Here is an 18,027-nt window from a genome sequence, read left to right on the forward strand (position 1 = left end):
TCATGGGCCGGGTCAATCGTCATCTGTTGCGCCTCGGCCAAGCTCTGCATGCCCGCGCCTATCACTTCACCACGGTGACACCGCTAACCCACAGCCGGGTCAACGCGCGCTCGGAAAATGCCTGGGCGAATGACCTGCCCGGCGTGTTCGGCTGGAGCCGGCCGTTCCAGCGCGAGACCATCGGCGAGGAGCTGTTCGGCCTGCTGGACAGCGCCAACGCGTTGCTGGAAACGCCGGACGGCGGCTGGCTCAGCACCGTACGCTGGTCCAGCCTGGGCGACGAGCTCTACGTGCATTCGCGCTACCCGACCCAGGACGAGGATGCGGTGTTCTTCGGCCCGGACACCTATCGCTTTGCCCAGGCCATCGAACAGCACCTGCACCAACAGCCCGGCAAGCCATTGCACCGGGTCGCCGATATCGGCTGCGGTGCAGGCCCGGGCGCGCTGCTGGTGGCCCAGGCCGACAGCGCAGCGGAAGTATTCGCCCTCGATATAAATCCGCTCGCCCTGGAGTACACCGAGGTCAACGCGCGCCTGGCCGGCATCGGCAACGTGCGCGTGCTGCGCAGTGATCTGCTGGACGCCGTCAGCGGCCAGTTCGACCTGATCCTCAGCAATCCGCCCTACATGCTCGATCCGCAGCAGCGCCCCTATCGCCACGGCGGCGGTTCGCTGGGCGCGGAACTGGCCTTTACCCTGATCGACGCAGCGTTACCGCGTCTGGCACCTGGCGGCAGCCTGCTGCTGTACACCGGCGTGGCCATGGTCGCCGGGCGCGACCCGCTGCTGGAACACTGCAAGGCTTACCTGGCAGGGCAGGACTTTGTCTGGAGCTACCGCGAGATGGATCCGGACCTGTTCAGCGAACAGCTCCTGGAGCCCGGTTACGAGGCGGTCGAGCGCATCGCCGCGGTGGTACTGACTATCACCCGCAGCTGATCGAGCGGAGAAGCGAATCGATGAATGCAGACGAAGCGCGCAGCAGAACCGAGCCGGTACGTGAGGACATGCCGCTGCAGCTCAGGGCCTGGCGCATCGAGCGGATCGGCTGGTCTTGCCTGCTCGCTGTGGTCCTGTTGGCGCTGGGCGGAGTATTCGGCAAGGGACCGTTGAGTTCGGCCAAGGCCAGTAGCGCAGACGGCCGACTGCAGGTGGAGTACCAGCGCATCGCCCGCAACGGCGCGCATTCGCAGCTGCTGATCGAGGTGCAGGGGGCAGGGGAGCGCCAGGTGGAAATCGACCTGAGCGGAGATCTGTTCGATGGCGTCAGCATCGAGACGATCGAACCGCAGCCCCTGCGTAGCGCGACATTCGAGGACTCCGGCCAGCGCCTGTTGGCAGCCGCCGATGACCGGGGCAGGGTGCGCCTGCGTCTGGATATGCGCGCTGAGGGAGTTGGTCGCTACGGCGCCAGTATCGGCTCCGGCGAGCAGCGTGTCGCGCTACAACAACTGATCCTGCCCTGAGATTCGTCTATGGACGCCGTCCTTCGCGCCGCCGCCATCTACCTGGCGCTGGTTGTGCTGTTCAAGCTGGCCGGGCGCCGCTCGCTGGCCCAGCTGACCACCTTCGACTTCGTGCTGTTACTGATCATCGGCGAAGCCACCCAACAGGCCTTGCTCGGCGAAGATTTTTCGCTGACCAACGCGTTGCTGGTGATCATCACGCTGATCGTCCTCGATGTTGGCGCCTCGCTGCTCAAGCGTCATTCGCAGCGTTTCGCCGCGCTGCTCGACGGCACGCCGACCATCGTTGTGGAGAATGGCGTGCCGCTGGAAAAGCGCTTGGAAAAGTCGCGCCTGAAGCTCGACGACATCATGGAAGCGGCGCGAGAAAGCGGTATCGAGCGGGTAGAGCAGATCAAGTTCGCCATCATCGAGCGCAACGGCAAGATATCCATCATCCCCAAGAAATGACGGAGCGGGAAAAACCTTGAACTAGAGCGGAGCCGTACCAGTCAGCTGATCAATGCTGACACGTCAATCGGTGAGACCACGATGATCAAGAAATGCCTGTTTCCCGCCGCGGGCTACGGAACCCGCTTCCTTCCAGCCACCAAGTCCATGCCCAAGGAAATGCTGCCGGTGGTGGATACGCCGCTGATCCAGTACGGCGTCGAGGAAGCCTACCAGGCCGGCCTGACGCAGATCGCCATGGTCACGGGGCGCGGCAAACGCTCGCTGGAAGATCACTTCGACATCAGCTATGAGCTGGAGCACGAGATCAGCAATACCACCAAGGAAAATGCCCTGCGTGGCATTCGTCGTCTGATCGATCAATGCACCTTTTCCTATACGCGCCAGGTCGAGATGAAGGGACTCGGCCATGCGATTCTCACCGGCCGGCCGCTGATCGGCGACGAGGCCTTCGCCGTGGTGCTGGCCGATGACCTGTGCCTGAACCCAGGCGGCGATGGCGTGCTGACGCAGATGGTCAAGCTGTACAACCAGTTCCGCTGCAGCATCGTGGCCATCCAGGAAGTGCCGCCCGAGGAAGTTTCGAAATACGGGGTGATATCCGGCGAGGCCATTCGCGACGACATTTTCCGGGTTGACCGCATGGTGGAGAAACCGCGCCCGGAAGACGCGCCATCGAACCTGGCGATCATCGGCCGCTACATCCTCACACCCGACATCTTCAAGCTCATCGAACAAACCGCACCGGGCAAGGGCGGCGAGATCCAGATCACCGACGCCTTGCTCAAGCAGGCCCAGCAAGGCTGCGTGCTGGCTTACAAGTTCAAGGGCAGACGCTTCGACTGCGGCGCGGCGGAAGGCTACGTCGAGGCCACCAATTTCTGCTTCGAGCATCTGTACAAGCCCGAACACCAGAAGCCGCAGGTCCAGGTGGTGACGGAACCGGCCGAGCTGGAGGCCAGCACGGTCGCCTAAGGTTGCTGGAGCATGCTTGCTCGGGCTCAGTAGCTATCCGGTCAGACTAAAACGTGCCCGATAGCGCGAACACCGCGCGCAACGTGATGTTGCCGAGCAGTTGATTCGGCTCGGTAACATCGCTAGGCAAAGAATCACTTCAGCGCCCGTACCCACCAAGAGATCTCCGACCTGGCAAACCCGCTGCAGGAGAAGATCGCATCGCACCTGATTCGTACAGGCAAGAATGACAGCCGAGGGGAGGAGACCAATGAAAGCCAAGCAGGCAACGCTAGAGCTCTGACTTGCATTGAGCTGGCTCAGTCATATTTATCGTTTAACATAATATACATTATGCGAACTTACATGCTTCGTTTTACGAGGCTCGATGCCCAAGCTTTCAAGCTTCGCATAATGTGACTTACGTTAAGTTTCCCGCCCAGATCCCATACCTCTCGTCAGCCTGGCACAGTGACAGCATTGCGCCCCGGCTTCGCTAACCTATGGTCAAAATAGATTCATCGGCCGTATGGCCAATCGGGCTCCTGCAGTCCGCGTTTGACGCCTAGTTTTCATGGACGGAAGCAAAGCTACTTCCTCTCCGCCGCATTTGGGCCTGGACGCTCGTCTTTCCTGATTGCGCGCATCGCATTGTCCGCATCGATCCAACTTGTGCACCGAGTAGTTCCATGCCCGGTATGCGCGCCATCTTTGCATTAGGCCGGGCATCAGATTCTCTCTGAGGAGTCCAGCTCATGCCTTCCAACCTGAGTTACCCCGGCGTCTATATCGAAGAAGTACCCAGCGGCGTGCGCAGCATTACCGGCGTCGCCACCTCGATCACGGCGTTCATCGGGCGTGCATTGCGCGGACCGACCGATGATCCGGTTCGCGTCCAGAGCTTCGCGGAATATTCCCGCTTGTTCGGCGGCCTATGGCAACCGAGCACCATGAGCTACGCGGTGCTGCAGTTCTTCCAGCATGGTGGCAGCGATGCGCTGATTGTTCGCGTGGCCAACGCAGCCGTCACCGCGACGCTGGAGCTGCCCACGGCCACCGGCTCGCTGCTGCTGGAGGCCGCCAGCCCCGGAGTTTGGGGTAGCCGGCTGCAGGCAACGGTCGATCACCTGACGCGCGATACCGCAGACACGCTGTTGTTCAACCTGCTGATCGAAGAGCTGGATCGCCCTGGAGGCACTGTCACCGTGGCATCGGAGGTGTTCCGCAACCTGTCGGTAGACCCGCTGAGCCCGCGTTTCGTCGACACCGTACTCAACGAGCAATCGGCACTGGTCAACGTCCAGACCTCGGCGCCTGTCGATGAGAGCCCCACGGACGGCACAGTCACCGTCGCCAACGACGATGGCACGGCGACCGCGGCAGGCAGCCTCGGTGAGGATGGCGATCCGATCGAGGACACGAATATCACTGGCGATGAGGACGATCGCACCGGAATCTTCGCGCTGGATGCGGCGGACCTGTTCAACCTGCTGTGCATCCCTCCCCTCGAGCGCGACACCGACCTGCTCGAAGAAACCTGGGCCGATGCGGCCACTTATTGCCAGGCGCGCCGGGCGCTGCTGATCATTGACCCGCCGGCCGCCTGGACCGCGACGCCGAGCACCGCAATCGACGAAGCCGAGACCGGTGTCAATGACCTGCGAAACGCGGTGGGAAATGCGTTCGCGATCAACGCTGCAGTCTATTTCCCACGCCTGCGCATGGCCGATCCGTTGTCCGAGAATCGCCTGGCCGAGTTCGCGCCCTGCGGCGCGGTCGCCGGGATCATGGCGCGCACCGATGTACAGCGCGGCGTGTGGAAAGCCCCGGCCGGTCTGGCTGCATCCTTTTCCGGCGTACAGGGCTTCAGCTACACCATGACCGACCGGCAGAACGGCGTGCTCAACCCCGTGGGCCTGAACTGCCTGCGCACCTTCCCGGTCGCCGGCCATCTGGTCTGGGGCGCGCGCACATTGGCGGGTGCGGACTTGTTGGCCTCCGAATGGAAGTACGTACCGATCCGCCGCCTGGCTTTGTTCCTCGAGGAAAGTCTATTCCGCGGCACCCAGTGGGTCGTGTTCGAACCGAATGACGAGCCGCTGTGGGCGCAGATCCGCCTGAACATCGGCGCCTTCATGCAGGACCTGTTCCGTCAGGGTGCGTTCCAGGGCTCCAGTCCGCGTGATGCCTACTTCGTCAAATGCGACCGTGAAACCACCACGCAGAGCGACATCAACCGCGGGGTGGTGAACATCCTGGTTGGCTTCGCCCCGCTCAAACCCGCCGAGTTCGTGGTCATCAAGCTGCAGCAGATGGCCGGGCAGATCGACGTCTAGGAGAACCAGACCATGGCTCAGTTCAGCGCCAACGCACAGCGTTTCGATCCGTACAAGAACTTCAAATTCCGGGTGAAATGGGACGGCCGCTACGTGGCCGGCATCAGCAAGGTCGGCGCCCTCAAGCGTAGTACCGAAATGGTCGAGCATCGTGAAGGTGGTGATCCCTCCACCTCACGCAAATCGCCCGGTCGCACCAAGTTCGAGGCCATCACCCTGGAGCGCGGTGTTACCCACGACACCGAGTTCGAAAAGTGGGCCAACAAGGTGTGGAATTTCGGCGCAGGCCTCGGCGCTGAGGTGTCACTGAAGGACTTCCGCAAGGACCTGATCATCGAGGTGTACAACGAGGCCGGCCAACTCGCCCTCGCCTACAAGGTGTTCCGCTGCTGGGTGTCGGAGTTCCAGGCCCTGCCGGACCTGGATGCCAACGCCAACGCAGTGGCCATCCAGACCATCAAGCTGGAGAACGAGGGCTGGGAGCGTGACTACGACGTGACCGAGCCCACCGAACCCAGCTACACCGAGCCGGCCTGAGCAACATGTTGCCTCTCACCTCCTCGCGCCTGCTGGCGCTCTGGGAACACGGCGCGCCGCGCCATCCGCTCGACCGTGCGTTGTTGTTGTTCGCCCAGGCCGCGCCGGACATTCCGGCCGAACAACTGGCCGACCGGCCGCTCGGCGAATGCAACGCGGCGCTTATGCGGCTGCGCTGGAGCAGTTTTGGCAGCCGCGTGGCGCTCTGGCTGGATTGCCCGACCTGCGGCGAGCGCATGGAGTTCGAGCTGATGCCGGATCAGCTGCCAGCCATGCAGCAACCACCCGAGTCCGTCGAAGTGGCCGGGCAGCGTTTTCGTTGCCCGACCAGCCGCGATCTGGCGCGCGTTGCCCACATGGTCGATATGGAGTTGGCGGCTGACCAATTGCTGCTGGGATGTGCCGGAAATTCCGAGGTGCCCGGCATTCCACGCGAGCAGATCGAAGGCGCGCTGGAGAGTGCCGACCCCTGGGCCGACCTATCGCTAGCCTTCCAGTGCCCCGCTTGTGGCCGAGATGGCGAGGCCGGTTTCGACGTGGCGAGCTACCTGTGGGAGGAAGTCGATGTCAGCGCCCGCCAGCTGCTGAACGAGGTACATCTGCTAGCCCAGACCTATGGCTGGAGCGAGGCGGAGATCCTGGCCTTGAGCCCCGCGCGGCGAAGCGCCTATCTGGCGAGGGTGGCGCCATGAGCGGTCTATTCACCCGTCTCGCGGCGCAGGCCAGCGGAAAGCGCGCGGCGATACTGCACTCACCGGCTGCACTGCCTTATCGCGGCGCCCCCGAGAAGCCATCACTGGAATACGCCCCCATAGCGTTGCCGGAGACGCCTGGGGCGTCATTGGAACAACCTTCGAGGCCACTGGCGCCGGGTCACCAAACCATCCTCGATCAGCCGGCGATGCCAGCTGGCAGTGAAATAAATGCGCGGGATGCCATCCATGCTCGACCCTCTCCGGCGGGAGTCATCGCGCCGGAAGCACCGGCCGACATCGTCTTGCCCGACCCGTTTGCACCACTCCGGCAACCCACTTCGGGGGCAGCCGATGCATGGGCCATTCCACCGGCCGCACTCGCGCAGCCAACGCAAACCACTGAGCCTCGCGCAGATGCAGCCAAGCCCGAGCTCGCGCGCAGAGCCGAGCCGCATGCACAACTCGACATGATCGGCGCTGCAAGAGCGGATTCCCTGCAGACCGACTTCGCTTCGCAAAATGCGAGCGGCGCCCTGCCCCTGCCGGCCACCCTGCTCTCCCCGCGTACCTCACCGGTCAGGCAAGCCGCTGCTCCCACGGCGCCGAGCGCCACGCAGCCATCCCCTCAACAAGCGGATGAAGTGCACATCCATATCGGCCGAATCGAAGTCACCGCAATCCAGGAGCGCGCTCCGAGCAAGCGCGAGGCGCGCAAGGGGCCTACGCCGCTCTCGCTGGACGACTACCTTGCCAAGCGCAAGGGAGACGGACGATGAGTACCGCCCTGGCCCTGGCCGGCGTCACCGCCGTGCTGCGCGACCGGCTCAACGATGGGCTGGTCAACCACAATGTTGCCGGCATTCTCGGCAGCACGGTGACCGTCAGCGTGCTGGCGCCGGACCGCGTCGTGCCGGCCGATGGCACCGAATCGAGCCAGCTCAATCTGTTTCTCTATCAGGCGATGCCAAACGCCAGCTGGCGCAACCAGGCGCTGCCATCGCATGACGCCGGCGGTCGGCAGCGCCTGACCAACCAGCCGCTGGCCCTGGACCTGTACTACCTGATTTCCGCCTACAGCGGCGGCGACCTGCATGCCGAAATCCTGCTGGGCTACGCCATGCAACTGATGCATGAATTCCCGATCATCACCCGCGAGATGATCCGTACCGCCCTCACCCCTTCGCCAGATCTCGGTGTGGTCCTGCCTCCGGCTCTGCGGGCGCTGGCCGAGTGCGGCCTGGCCGACCAGTTCGAGTTGCTGCGCATCACCCCGCAAACGCTGAACACCGAGGAAAGCTCCAAGCTATGGTCCGCCACCCAGTCTAGCCTGCGGCCCACCGCGGCCTACCAGGTGTCGGTGGTGCTGATCGAGGCGACTCGCCCTGCCCTCGCCCCGCTACCCGTGCTGACTCGCGGAGAGGCAGACCCGCTGTCGGGGCGTGAGCGCGGCGTGATGGTTTCCCCCAGCCTGATCCCCGCTTTGCCGATCTTAGAAGCCATATTGCCCAGCGGAGCCCAACCGGTGGCGCGGCTCGGCCAGAACATCGTATTGCGCGGGCATCATCTGAACGGCAGCAATCGTGAGGTGCGTATCGGCAATCCCCGCTACGAAGTGAGCGAAGTGCTGGCGGCCAGCGGTGCAGACCTGGGCTCGCAGATGGGACTGCTGATACCGACAGCCCGCGCAGACGACTTCCCGGTGGGCGTCTACGAAGCGAATGCGCGCCTGATCCGCCCCGGCGAAAGCATCGCCCGGGAAAGCAATCGCCTGGCGTTTACCCTGGCGCCGGACATCACCAACCTGCCGCAGAACGTTGCCCGTGATGGCGACGGCGATGCCCAGGTGACCATCGAGTTCACCCCCGAACTGCGCGCCGGCCAGCGCGCGACGCTGCTGGTCGGCCAGCGTGAAGTGCCGCCTCAGAGCTTCGCCGCGCCCACGGCCAGCCTGGACTTCCTGATCGAGCAGGCCGAAGTTGGCGAACATCTGGTGCGCCTACGCATCGACGGGATCGACAGCCCGATCATCAACCACAGCACCACCCCGCCGACATTCCTCGATCTACGGCTGACCATCACATGAACGCCCCCGCCGCCCTCGATTGGTCGACCGCCAACCAGCAGTTGCTGGTGGCTGAGTTCGCTCGTTTGCGGGCGTTGCTCGAGGGCAGCGATGGCGAGGAGGCGCAAACGAGAGTCGCCGAGCTGCGTGCGACGATGAGCGTGCCACCGGCCATCGATACCCTGGCGCTGCTGTTCGAGCTGAGCGACTTCGAGCGCGATCTTCTGCTTCTGGTTGCCGGAGTCGAAATGGACGCCAGGCTGGGCCCGCTCTGCGCGCAGGCCAGTGGCCAGGCAAGCCGCCCCTGGGCGACCTTTGGCCTGGCGATGAGCGTGCTGCCGGCAGCCCACTGGGATGCCCTGGTCCCGTCGGAACCGCTGCGTCATTGGCGCCTGCTGGAGGTAGACGAGAGTGGCGGCTTGGCCAGCGGGCGCGTGCGCCTGGATGAGCGTGTGCTGCATTACCTGGCGGGTCTCAACCATCTGGACCCGCGCCTGCAACCGCTGCTGTCGCGGCTGCCCCCGCCAGGATTGATGTGCCGCGGGCACGCCGATGTCAGCGCAGAAGCCTGCTCGAGGTTGCAGCACGATGGCGGAAGTCCGCGAACCATCCTGCTATTTGGCGACGACCCGCAGGGCCAGCAGGATGTAGCCGCCGACATTGCCCGGCGCCTGGGTGTGACACTGCATTGCTTGCGCGCGGCGGATATTCCCGCAACGGCTCACGAGCAGGCGGCGCTGGCCATACTCTGGCAGCGCGAGGCGGTGCTGCTCGGCAGCGCCCTGCTGATCGAGCTACGCGATGACGAAGGCAAAACGCTGGAGCGTTTCATCGAGCGCCTCGGCGGACTGCTGATAGTTGCAGCGCGGGCACCTACAGCACTGGATGGTGAGGCTTTCGCCATTGATCGCCCCGACGTGCCCGAGCAACGCCGGCTCTGGCGCGAGGCACTGGGCCAACGCTACGACGAACTGGCGCAAACCATCGACAATCTGGCCGGGCAGTACAGGCTCGGCGCCCGCCGGATTGCCAGCATCGCCGCGCGGCTTAGTCCGGACGCCGACCTGGCCGAGCTGCACCACGCCTGCCGGGCCGATGCCCCGGGCATGAGCGAACTGGCCCAGCGCATAGAAGCGCGGGCCGACTGGGACGATCTGGTGTTACCCGAGGCGCAGCTCAGGATCCTGCAGCAGGTCGCCGTGCATACCCAGCATCGCCTCACCGTGCACCACGACTGGGGCTTTGCCGAGAAAAGCTCGCGCGGCCTGGGTATCGCCACCCTGTTCTGGGGCGACTCCGGCACCGGCAAGACCCTGGCCGCCGAGGTGCTGGCCAATACCCTGGGCCTGGCGCTCTACCGCATAGACCTGTCGGCCGTGGTCAGTAAATACATCGGCGAAACGGAGAAGAACCTGCGCAAGGTTTTCGACAGTGCCGAGGAGCTTGGCGCCATCCTGCTGTTCGATGAGGCGGACGCGCTGTTCGGCAAGCGCAGCGAGGTCAAGGACAGCCACGACCGTTACGCCAACATAGAAGTCAGCTATTTGCTGCAGCGTATGGAGGCCTATCGCGGCCTGGCGATCCTCACTACCAACCACAAGGCCGCGCTGGACTCTGCCTTCGCAAGACGCCTGCGCTTCGTCGTGCATTTCCCCTTCCCCGACCAGGTGCAGCGCGAGGCGCTCTGGCACGGCGTATTTCCGGCTGCGACACCGCTGGAACCTCTGGATTACCACAAGCTGGCGCACCTGGCCGTCCCCGGCGGCACCATCCGCAATATCGCACTTTCCGCCGCGTTCCTCGCTGCCGAGGCTGGCACCGCGATCGGCATGCGCCATCTGCTACGAGCGGCCCATATCGAGGCGGCCAAGCGCGACAAACCGATCTCCGATGCCGAAACGCGGGGGTGGGTATGAGCCGCATCGTGCTGCATATCGACCGCCTGGTGCTGCGTGGCATCGAGCCGGATGACGCCACCGCCTTTGCCGAGGCCTTGCGGGCCGAGTTGCAGCGCCAGCTCACTGCACACGGAGCCCAGACATTGCAGCGCCATGACGGACTGGCCCGTCTACGTCCAGCCCCCGTGCACATCGCACCGCGCAGCAGCAGCGAACAGCTGGGCAAAGCGGTCGCCAGTCATTTGCTACCTACCACCGAGCGAGGTGCGCCATGAGCCTCGGCAGAGTCGAACAGCTGAATCCTGCACCCGAACACTCGGGAGCACTGCTGCAGCGCAAGTGCGCTTGCGGCGGCCAGGCCTCCGAACTGACCGGAGAATGCGCCGAGTGTTCGCAGCGGCTGCAACGCAAGCTGGCTATCGGCCCAGCAGACGACCAGTACGAGCGCGAGGCCGATCGCGTTGCCGAGCAGGTAGTGGGAGGCTTGCCCGGCGACGCCCAGGTGCACCAGGCAACGACTACACCACTGCAACGCAAGTCAGACGACGGCGCGGCCAGCGGCGGTGGTGTACCGGCAGTGGTCAACCAGGCATTGAATTCGCCCGGGCAGCCGCTGGGTAGCGAAGCGCGTGCGTTCTTCGAGCCGCGCCTCGGCCACGATTTCGCCAAGGTGCGCGTGCATACCGACGCTACCGCGGCGGAGTCAGCCAGAGCGGTCAAGGCCCGAGCCTATACGGTTGGCCAGGACCTGGTATTCGCCTCCGGCCAATACTCACCGGATAGTCACGAGGGTAAGCGCCTGCTGGCCCATGAGCTGACTCACGTCACGCAACAGAGCCAGGACCTGCGCCGGGCACCGGCGGACAAGGCAGCCAAGCCGCCAGCCGACCCGCTGTGCGAGACCTTCAAATTCGATGACGCCCGCAAGGAAGTCGACAAGCAGGCAGCGCTGGCCGCAAAAAGCGATGACCTACTGCCGCTGATTCGCGCCCTCAAACCGATCCGCCGTTGCGCCACCGCCAAACAACAGACCCAGGTGAAGGACAGCCTGAGCAGCAGTCTTTCCACCGCCAAGGCCGACAAGGCCTGGGCCGCAGCCGGCACGGCATTCGGTGGCTATGTCGGCTTCTACCCAGGCTATGCCAGCGACGTCAAAACGCATCTGAACAAGCTGGGTGCCAGCGAGTCGCTGGCTTCCAACACCTTCGAGTTGTCCGAAGAAGGCAAGACGCACAAGAAGAGAGCCAAGACCGCGGCCAGCGGCGATGTCGCCGACCTCGGGCGCACCGACATCGTCTATTTCCGTGGCCACCAGTACGCCCAGTACAAGGCGCCCGGGCTATTCGCCGATGGCGATGAGACCAAGGGATTCGACCTGCGCTATGTCGAGAAGAAAGGTGGCTTCGGCAACGTCAAGCTGATGATCAGCACCAGTTGCGCAACCTTGTGCCAGGAGGCCGCTGTGGTGTTCAGCGGCCTGTTCCCCAACGCGGTGATCCTCGGCTACCGCAAATCGGCCCCCATTGACGGTGGAGCCGTGCGCGCCGACCTGACCAAGCGCATCAACGAACTCAATCGCCCCCTGCTGCTCGATCAAGCCGTCGACGTGGCCGCGATCATCTCCATCTGGAAGGCGATAGCGGAGTCGATCCACAAGGGGCAGACCGGCCCGCAACCGGGCATCTACCAGGGCGGAACCGTGACCTATTGGGATGGCTCCGCCTGGCAGACCGTCACCGCGACGGATGCGAAGAAGAACGCCTGCAGGAAGAAAGGAGACTTCAGTGATCAGTATCCCGCGCCCTGACAGGAGGTTTGCCGATGAGTGCCAGGGCTAGCCTGAGTCCACCGGCCACCTCCAATGCGGCGAAGCCTGCGCTGCAGCACAGGGGTGCCTGCAGCAATCAGCCCGCCAGCAAAGAGATAGGCAACGCGGAGTTCAGCTTCGTCCAGCCGCTGGCCAGATTGGCCGTGGGCGCCAGTGATGACCCACTTGAACAGGAAGCAGACCGGGCCGCCGCGCAGGTACTTGGCGGAATCGGCAAGGCCAGCGTTCAAAGCTCGTCGGCGCCGCATCTCAGCCGCGTTGCCGGTGGCTCCCCTGCTGCATCGGCAGCTCCGGCCAGCGTGAGCAGAACCTTGCTGGCTTCCGGCGAACCATTGTCCGGCGCCACCCGAAACTTCTTCGAGCCACGTTTGGGCCATGATTTTGCTCAAGTCCGGGTGCATCGGGACAATGCCGCCGCCAATTCCGCGCGGGATGTTGCCGCCCACGCCTACACCGTGGGCCGACATGTGGTGTTCGCTCAGGGGCGCTATTCCCCTGATAGCTCCGCCGGGCGCACATTGCTTGCCCACGAGTTGGCCCATGTCGTGCAACAGAGCGGTTCCGGATTTGGCGGTGGACTGGTGCAGCGCGCTGGCGAAGGCGATTCACCGGCCAAGCAGCCCTCTCCAACGCGCAGGATAGTCGCGCTGACCTTCGACGATGGCCCGCATATAGCTGGGTTAGGTACCGGCCGGAACAGAACCGAGAAGGTCCTCGATACCCTGCGCGACAAAGGGGCCAAGGCCGGATTCTTCATTCAGACCCATGCACTGGATGGCGAAGGAAATCCCCACCGGGGTAACACGCGCGTTGGCCGGCAGCTGATCCGCCGCATGCATGCCGAAGGCCACGCCATCGGCATCCATACCGGAGGTACCCGGGACCATGAGTCGCACGTCGCTGCCCAGGCCGCCGGGCGCCTGCGCGGCGAACTGACGAGGGCTCGCGATTTTATCCGCGACACTACGGCCACCGAGACCGAAGCCGGCGTGGACGCCACCCTGGTCAGGCCGCCCTTTGGCAGCTCGGACACGGCCGTGCGCAGCACCTATGCCTCGCTCAGCCTGACCAACCTGCTCTGGGACATAGACGGCGACCCCGGCGGCGAGGTGTCACTGGATCAGCTCAAGATCAATGTCACCAATGGTCTGAGCGCGCTGGCTGCAGGTGGCTGGCGAATGACCACGCCCTCGGCGCCGAAGATAGTCGTGCTCTACCACGACATTCGCCGCAACTCATCCACACACCTGGGCGCCGTCATGGATCACATCACCTTGGTAATGCAGCGCGACCATAACTCAACAGTTTCCTTCGAGAAACCCTGACAGCCAGCAGGCGGAAACGGACATGGGTTCATGCAGCCAATCAGCACCATGCAGCCAATGCGAAAGCTGCAAGGAGCGCTCCCACCCGACCAGTTTCAAAGGTCGGGAGCCGTCCCTGCTTAGCCATGCGCAGCGACAACGCCTGGAGACTGAGGCCGATCTGATGGCCGATCGATTCACCCGCTCTGGCTTCACTCAAGGAGCTCAGCTCCCCACTGCCTCCCGTGCCCCGCATCAGGCAGTTTTGAAGAAGGACGACGAGGAAAATGCTACGCCCGAGCAAGCTGCTTCCCAGGAGATCAAGGGCGGTGGTTCTGTCACGGAAACTGCCGAGAGCAACCTCGACGAGCCCGGCGCTGCCGATGGCGAGGTGCTTACCAAGCGTGCGGATGCGCAGATAGAGCCAGTCAGTCATGCGCCCGCCTCGACCGGAGGTGGCGCTGCCATGCCCGCTTCCGAGCGCCGCCCCTTCGAAGCCTTCTTCGGCAGGGACTTCTCCTCCGTGCGTATTCACAACGACAGCCAGGCGCACCGTTACACCCGCCAGATCAATGCGCTGGCCGCCACTCGAAGCAATCATATCTACCTGTCCGAGCGGGTTGCCGCCAGCCGCCCCAGAGCGCTGCTCGCCCACGAGCTGACCCATGTGGTGCAGCAGGGGCGCGCACCGCTGGCCGCGGCTCGTGTGGCAGCAACGGCGCATCCGGCTCGACTGCAGGATGCACCGCCGAACATCTCTCCGGCGCCCATCGGCTGGCAGCTCTACCAGGCGACCATTTGCAACGGCGAAGTCAACGAGCACCCGAGCACGCAGCCACGAGATTTTCCAGCCACCTACATCAGCAAGATCAACGTCTCGCTCACCAACCAGCGCGTGACCCTCGACTGGACCGGCCCGAGCGTCGCCGAGGCCGAACAGAACGTCAGAGATGCCACCGGCGACGGCATCATCAATTGCACCACCGGGGCGGGAGTGAACGGCCAACCCAGCTGCAACAACGTCGCCCATAGCAAGACTGCTGGTAGCTGCTGCACCCCCATAGGGACATTCACCCTGGGAGCGCAGAGCTGTGTCACATCTCGTCTTGGATTACAGAATTTCAGCGGCTTCCAGCGCGCCGGCGTGGGCTTCCACTACTACTCCAGCGTGCCCGGCCACCCGGCTTCCCATGGCTGCGTCAGGCTGCACCGAGGGGCCTCCAAGATCATCTTCGACAGCGCTCGATCGAACGTCACCACGGTCGAGGTCAGCGGCAGTTACACCGGCAGCTACAGCAGGTACAGCAGCTGCGACTAGGCAGCTGCTTCAGCGAGGGAAGGCAAAGATGAAAACAGAACTGCAGGACCAGGATGTTTGCGGGGCGCGCGCGCGATGAGCAGCCTCGCCAATTCTCCCCGCCTGATCAAAGCCGGTCTGGTCATGATCGACCCGCAAACCGCCCAAGTACGCAGGGTGATTGCCCTGCAGTACAACCCGGAAAAACTCACCCGTAGCCTGCAGGTGCAAGGTGCTGGCGATGGCGCCGAACGATCCGAGGCGCTGCGTCTGAAGGGCCCGGCGGTGGAGACTTTCCAGTTGGAGGCGGAGATCGATGCCGCCGACCAGTTGCAATACCCCGAACAGCACAAGGCCGTGGTCGATGCCGGTATCGCTCCGCAGCTGGCGGTACTGGAGTCGCTGGTCAATCCGACGGCGGCCGATCTGCTGGCCGGCAAGGCGCTGGCCGCGGCGGGCACCCTGGAGATCGCGCCGATGGAGTCATCCCTGGTGCTGTTCGTCTGGGGCGCCAAACGCATCGTGCCGGTACGGGTGACCGACTTCTCGATTGCCGAGGAGGCGTTCGATCCTCAGCTCAACCCGATCAACGCCACCTGCAACCTGGGCCTGCGCGTGCTCTCGATCGACGACCTCGGCTTCGCTCACAAGGGTGGTGGGCTGTTCATGGCCTATCTGCAGTCACGAGAGAAACTGGCCGGCAAGGCCGCAACCTTCGGCTTCGACGCACTGGGTATCGGAGGTCTGCCATGACCGATCCACTCAAGGCCTTCCTGCAGGCCAACGCCATTACCGCGCCGGCCTTCGCCCCGGACAGCCGCTACCACGGCCTGGACATCGCCCAGTGGGTGCGCGCCGATGGCGAGGTGCTCAGCTATGTGCGACGGCGCTTCGTGCCTCCGGCGGAGAACTTCGCCACCCTCGGTGAGCATCGCGTGGAGGTCGGCGACCGCCTGGACAACCTGGCCGCCCGCTACCTGGGCGACCCGCAGCAATATTGGCGGCTGTGCGATGGCAACGGCGCGCTGCGGCCGGACGAGTTGACCGAAACGGTCGGCCGCGTGCTACGCATCACCCTGCCGGAAGGCGTGCCGGGAGACGACGCATGAGCAATGCCGTCCACCTCAGCCTGCTGATCGGTCCGATCATTCCGTTGCCGGTGCCGGCGATGCTGATCGACGCCCTCGAAGAGGTCACGGTGACCAGTGCCAGCGAAGGTGCCAGCGGCTTCCAGCTGCGCTTCAAGGTCAACAGCAAGTCCGAGCTGAATACCCTGTTCCTAATCGCCGTGGGCAACAACGCCAGCCTCGGCGTGCCGCCGCTGCGGGTAGTGCTGATCGTCACCCTCGGCGGGCGCCCGCAGCCGCTGTTCGACGGCGTGCTGACCAATGTCGAGGTACAGGCCGGGCAGAACCGCCAGCCCGGCAGCATCACCATCACCGGCGAGGACCTAACCAAGGTGATGGACCTGATCGACTTCTCCGGCATGCCCTACCCGGCCATGCCGATCGAGGCTCGGGTGGCGCTGATCTGCGCCAAGTATGCGGCGTTCGGCATCATCCCCCTGCCGATTCCCTCGCTCTTCACCGATGTTCCGATCCCCATCGAACGCATCCCCGCCCAGCAGGGCACGGACCTGGCCTATATCCGCCAGCTGGCCGGCGAAGTCGGTCATGTGTTTTACATCGAGCCGGGCGAGGTGCCGCTGACCAACATCGCCTACTTCGGCCCCGAGATCAAAGTAGGGCCACCGCAGCCGGCGCTGAACATCGACATGGATGCGCACACCAACGTCGAGTCGTTGAACTTCAGCTTCGACCCGACCAAGGGTGTGCTGCCGATCGTGTTCATCCAGAACCAGATGACCCGCGTGCCCATCCCCATTCCTATCCCCAACCTCAACCCGCTGCAGCCGCCGCTGGGCGTGCTGTCCACGCCGCTGGCCAATCTCAAGATGATGAAGGAGACGGCCAAGATGAACCCGATGCAGGCCATCAGTGCCGGTCTGGCCGAAGCCAAGAAATCCCAGGACGCGGTCACCGCCAGCGGCAGCCTCGACGTGATGCGCTACGGCCGCATCCTGCGCCCGCGCAAGCTGGTCGGCGTGCGCGGTGCCGGGGTCGCCTACGACGGCCTGTACTACGTCAGCAGCGTCACCAGCACCCTGGGTCGCGGCAAGTTCACCCAGAGCTTCAACCTCAGCCGCAACGGGTTGATCTCCATCACGCCAACGGTGCCCGCATGAGCCAGCAACGCTATTACGGCAAGTACCGCGGCATGGTGCTGAACAATATCGACCCCATGCAGCAGGGCCGCCTGCAGGTGCAGGTGCCCGACGTGGCGGGGCTGATTCCTGCCAGCTGGGCCATGCCCTGCGTGCCGATCGCCGGCATCCAGAACGGCATGGTGGCGTTGCCGATGATCGGCTCCGGGGTATGGGTGGAGTTCGAGCAGGGCAACCCGGACCACCCGATCTGGGTCGGCTGCTTCTGGGGCAGCGCCGCGGAGATTCCTGCCCTGGCGCGGGCCACCCCGCCAGGCCTTTCGGCCATCACTCTGCAGACGCCGCTGCAGAACGGTCTGACCATCTCCGACCTGCCCGGCCCTACCGGCGGAATCATGCTCAAGAGCGCCACCGGGGCGACCCTGATCGTCAACGACACCGGCATTTACATCCAGAACGGCAAGGGCGCCATGCTCACCCTGGTGGGCCCGGCGGTCACCATCAACAACGGCGCGCTGACGGTGATCTAGGTCCCGCGCGGATGGCCACGATGCAGTTCCCGGAACAAGGAGGCAGGTATGGACAGACAAGTAACGCAGTGCCGTGAACGGTTGCTCCTGGTCATGGCTCAACGAGAAGGAGGCCGCTGATATGCCCGGTCCCCTCCTCCACGTCGGCGCCAGCGTGCTCTGCGCCCACGGCGGTACCGCCACGCCGACCGTGCCCAATCCGCGGGTGCTGGTCAGCGGCCAGCCAACGGTGTTGATGAGCGGCCCCTATGTGATCGCCGGTTGTCCGTTCAATGTCTCCAGCAGCCCGGTACCCTGCGTCACCGGGCAATGGGTGGTGGCCGCCACACGCGTTCTCTCCAACGGCCAGCCCGTGGTGCTGATGGACAGCCAGGCGGTCTGCGCACCCAACGGCACGCCGCTGCTGCCCGTGGCAGCACAGACGCGCGTGATCGGGAGCTGAGC

General features: G+C 64.4%; 20 protein-coding genes. 19 read left to right on the forward strand and 1 reads right to left on the reverse strand.

Features of this window, described 5'->3' with window-relative positions; genetic code table 11:
- The first annotated feature begins 2 nt into the window (after window positions 1-2).
- The 13 genes from IB232_RS09275 to IB232_RS09335 all read left to right on the forward strand — a co-directional run bounded on the left by IB232_RS09275 (window position 3) and on the right by IB232_RS09335 (window position 13,553).
- A complete protein-coding gene (locus tag IB232_RS09275; RefSeq protein ID WP_192398227.1) occupies window positions 3-941 on the forward strand; it encodes a class I SAM-dependent methyltransferase in 939 nt (312 codons plus the stop codon).
- A 20-nt stretch (window positions 942-961) separates the two neighbouring features.
- Entirely contained in the window at window positions 962-1,468 is a 507-nt protein-coding gene (locus IB232_RS09280; protein ID WP_192398228.1) for a hypothetical protein, read from the forward strand.
- Window positions 1,469-1,477: 9 nt separating this feature from the next.
- On the forward strand, window positions 1,478-1,918 hold the full coding sequence (locus IB232_RS09285; RefSeq protein ID WP_192398229.1) for a DUF421 domain-containing protein: 441 nt from the start codon (window positions 1,478-1,480) through the stop codon (window positions 1,916-1,918).
- Between the two features lie 81 nt (window positions 1,919-1,999).
- Window positions 2,000-2,893: a UTP--glucose-1-phosphate uridylyltransferase GalU gene (gene galU, locus IB232_RS09290; RefSeq protein WP_192398230.1), complete on the forward strand. Its 894-nt coding sequence runs from the start codon at window positions 2,000-2,002 to the stop codon at window positions 2,891-2,893.
- A gap of 734 nt (window positions 2,894-3,627) precedes the next feature.
- A complete protein-coding gene (locus IB232_RS09295; RefSeq protein WP_192398231.1) occupies window positions 3,628-5,208 on the forward strand; it encodes a phage tail sheath family protein in 1,581 nt (526 codons plus the stop codon).
- A gap of 12 nt (window positions 5,209-5,220) precedes the next feature.
- Window positions 5,221-5,745, forward strand: coding sequence for a phage tail protein (locus IB232_RS09300; RefSeq protein ID WP_192398232.1), 525 nt, complete (start codon window positions 5,221-5,223; stop codon window positions 5,743-5,745).
- A gap of 5 nt (window positions 5,746-5,750) precedes the next feature.
- Window positions 5,751-6,437, forward strand: coding sequence for a hypothetical protein (locus IB232_RS09305; protein WP_192398233.1), 687 nt, complete (start codon window positions 5,751-5,753; stop codon window positions 6,435-6,437).
- Window positions 6,434-7,216 (forward strand): hypothetical protein, encoded by a 783-nt coding sequence (locus IB232_RS09310; protein ID WP_192398234.1) that lies wholly within the window; start codon window positions 6,434-6,436, stop codon window positions 7,214-7,216. The genes IB232_RS09305 and IB232_RS09310 overlap by 4 nt, the downstream gene beginning before the upstream one ends.
- Window positions 7,213-8,523 (forward strand): DUF4255 domain-containing protein, encoded by a 1,311-nt coding sequence (locus IB232_RS09315; RefSeq protein ID WP_192398235.1) that lies wholly within the window; start codon window positions 7,213-7,215, stop codon window positions 8,521-8,523. Before IB232_RS09310 ends, IB232_RS09315 begins: the two co-directional genes overlap by 4 nt.
- Window positions 8,520-10,418 carry an ATP-binding protein gene (locus IB232_RS09320; protein WP_192398236.1) on the forward strand — a complete coding sequence of 633 codons (1,899 nt, stop codon included), beginning with the start codon at window positions 8,520-8,522 and terminating at the stop codon, window positions 10,416-10,418. Before IB232_RS09315 ends, IB232_RS09320 begins: the two co-directional genes overlap by 4 nt.
- Entirely contained in the window at window positions 10,415-10,675 is a 261-nt protein-coding gene (locus IB232_RS09325; RefSeq protein WP_192398237.1) for a hypothetical protein, read from the forward strand. The genes IB232_RS09320 and IB232_RS09325 overlap by 4 nt, the downstream gene beginning before the upstream one ends.
- Window positions 10,672-12,207 carry a DUF4157 domain-containing protein gene (locus IB232_RS09330; RefSeq protein WP_192398238.1) on the forward strand — a complete coding sequence of 512 codons (1,536 nt, stop codon included), beginning with the start codon at window positions 10,672-10,674 and terminating at the stop codon, window positions 12,205-12,207. The genes IB232_RS09325 and IB232_RS09330 overlap by 4 nt, the downstream gene beginning before the upstream one ends.
- Before the next feature lie 14 nt (window positions 12,208-12,221).
- Window positions 12,222-13,553: a DUF4157 domain-containing protein gene (locus tag IB232_RS09335; protein ID WP_192398239.1), complete on the forward strand. Its 1,332-nt coding sequence runs from the start codon at window positions 12,222-12,224 to the stop codon at window positions 13,551-13,553.
- 40 nt (window positions 13,554-13,593) lie between these two features.
- Here IB232_RS09335 and IB232_RS09340 read toward each other — a convergent pair whose 3' ends face one another.
- The gene (locus tag IB232_RS09340) at window positions 13,594-13,968 is read right to left on the reverse strand and encodes a hypothetical protein (RefSeq protein ID WP_192398240.1); all 375 of its coding nucleotides are present in this window, start codon (window positions 13,966-13,968) and stop codon (window positions 13,594-13,596) included.
- Between the two features lie 30 nt (window positions 13,969-13,998).
- On the opposite strand from IB232_RS09340, the gene IB232_RS09345 reads away from it, so the two are divergent.
- The 6 genes from IB232_RS09345 to IB232_RS09370 all read left to right on the forward strand — a co-directional run bounded on the left by IB232_RS09345 (window position 13,999) and on the right by IB232_RS09370 (window position 18,025).
- Window positions 13,999-14,850, forward strand: coding sequence for a DUF4157 domain-containing protein (locus IB232_RS09345; RefSeq protein ID WP_192398241.1), 852 nt, complete (start codon window positions 13,999-14,001; stop codon window positions 14,848-14,850).
- A 75-nt stretch (window positions 14,851-14,925) separates the two neighbouring features.
- Window positions 14,926-15,582, forward strand: a complete 657-nt coding sequence (locus tag IB232_RS09350; RefSeq protein WP_192398242.1) for a hypothetical protein — start codon at window positions 14,926-14,928, stop codon at window positions 15,580-15,582.
- A complete protein-coding gene (locus IB232_RS09355) occupies window positions 15,579-15,938 on the forward strand; it encodes a LysM domain-containing protein (RefSeq protein ID WP_192398243.1) in 360 nt (119 codons plus the stop codon). Before IB232_RS09350 ends, IB232_RS09355 begins: the two co-directional genes overlap by 4 nt.
- Entirely contained in the window at window positions 15,935-17,074 is a 1,140-nt protein-coding gene (locus tag IB232_RS09360) for a hypothetical protein (RefSeq protein ID WP_192398244.1), read from the forward strand. Before IB232_RS09355 ends, IB232_RS09360 begins: the two co-directional genes overlap by 4 nt.
- The gene (locus IB232_RS09365; protein ID WP_192398245.1) at window positions 17,071-17,583 is read left to right on the forward strand and encodes a phage baseplate assembly protein V; all 513 of its coding nucleotides are present in this window, start codon (window positions 17,071-17,073) and stop codon (window positions 17,581-17,583) included. The genes IB232_RS09360 and IB232_RS09365 overlap by 4 nt, the downstream gene beginning before the upstream one ends.
- 121 nt (window positions 17,584-17,704) lie before the next feature.
- Entirely contained in the window at window positions 17,705-18,025 is a 321-nt protein-coding gene (locus IB232_RS09370) for a hypothetical protein (RefSeq protein ID WP_192398246.1), read from the forward strand.
- Window positions 18,026-18,027 lie beyond the last annotated feature (2 nt).

This window comes from Pseudomonas sp. PDM15 (assembly GCF_014851565.1).
Taxonomy (GTDB): domain Bacteria; phylum Pseudomonadota; class Gammaproteobacteria; order Pseudomonadales; family Pseudomonadaceae; genus Aquipseudomonas.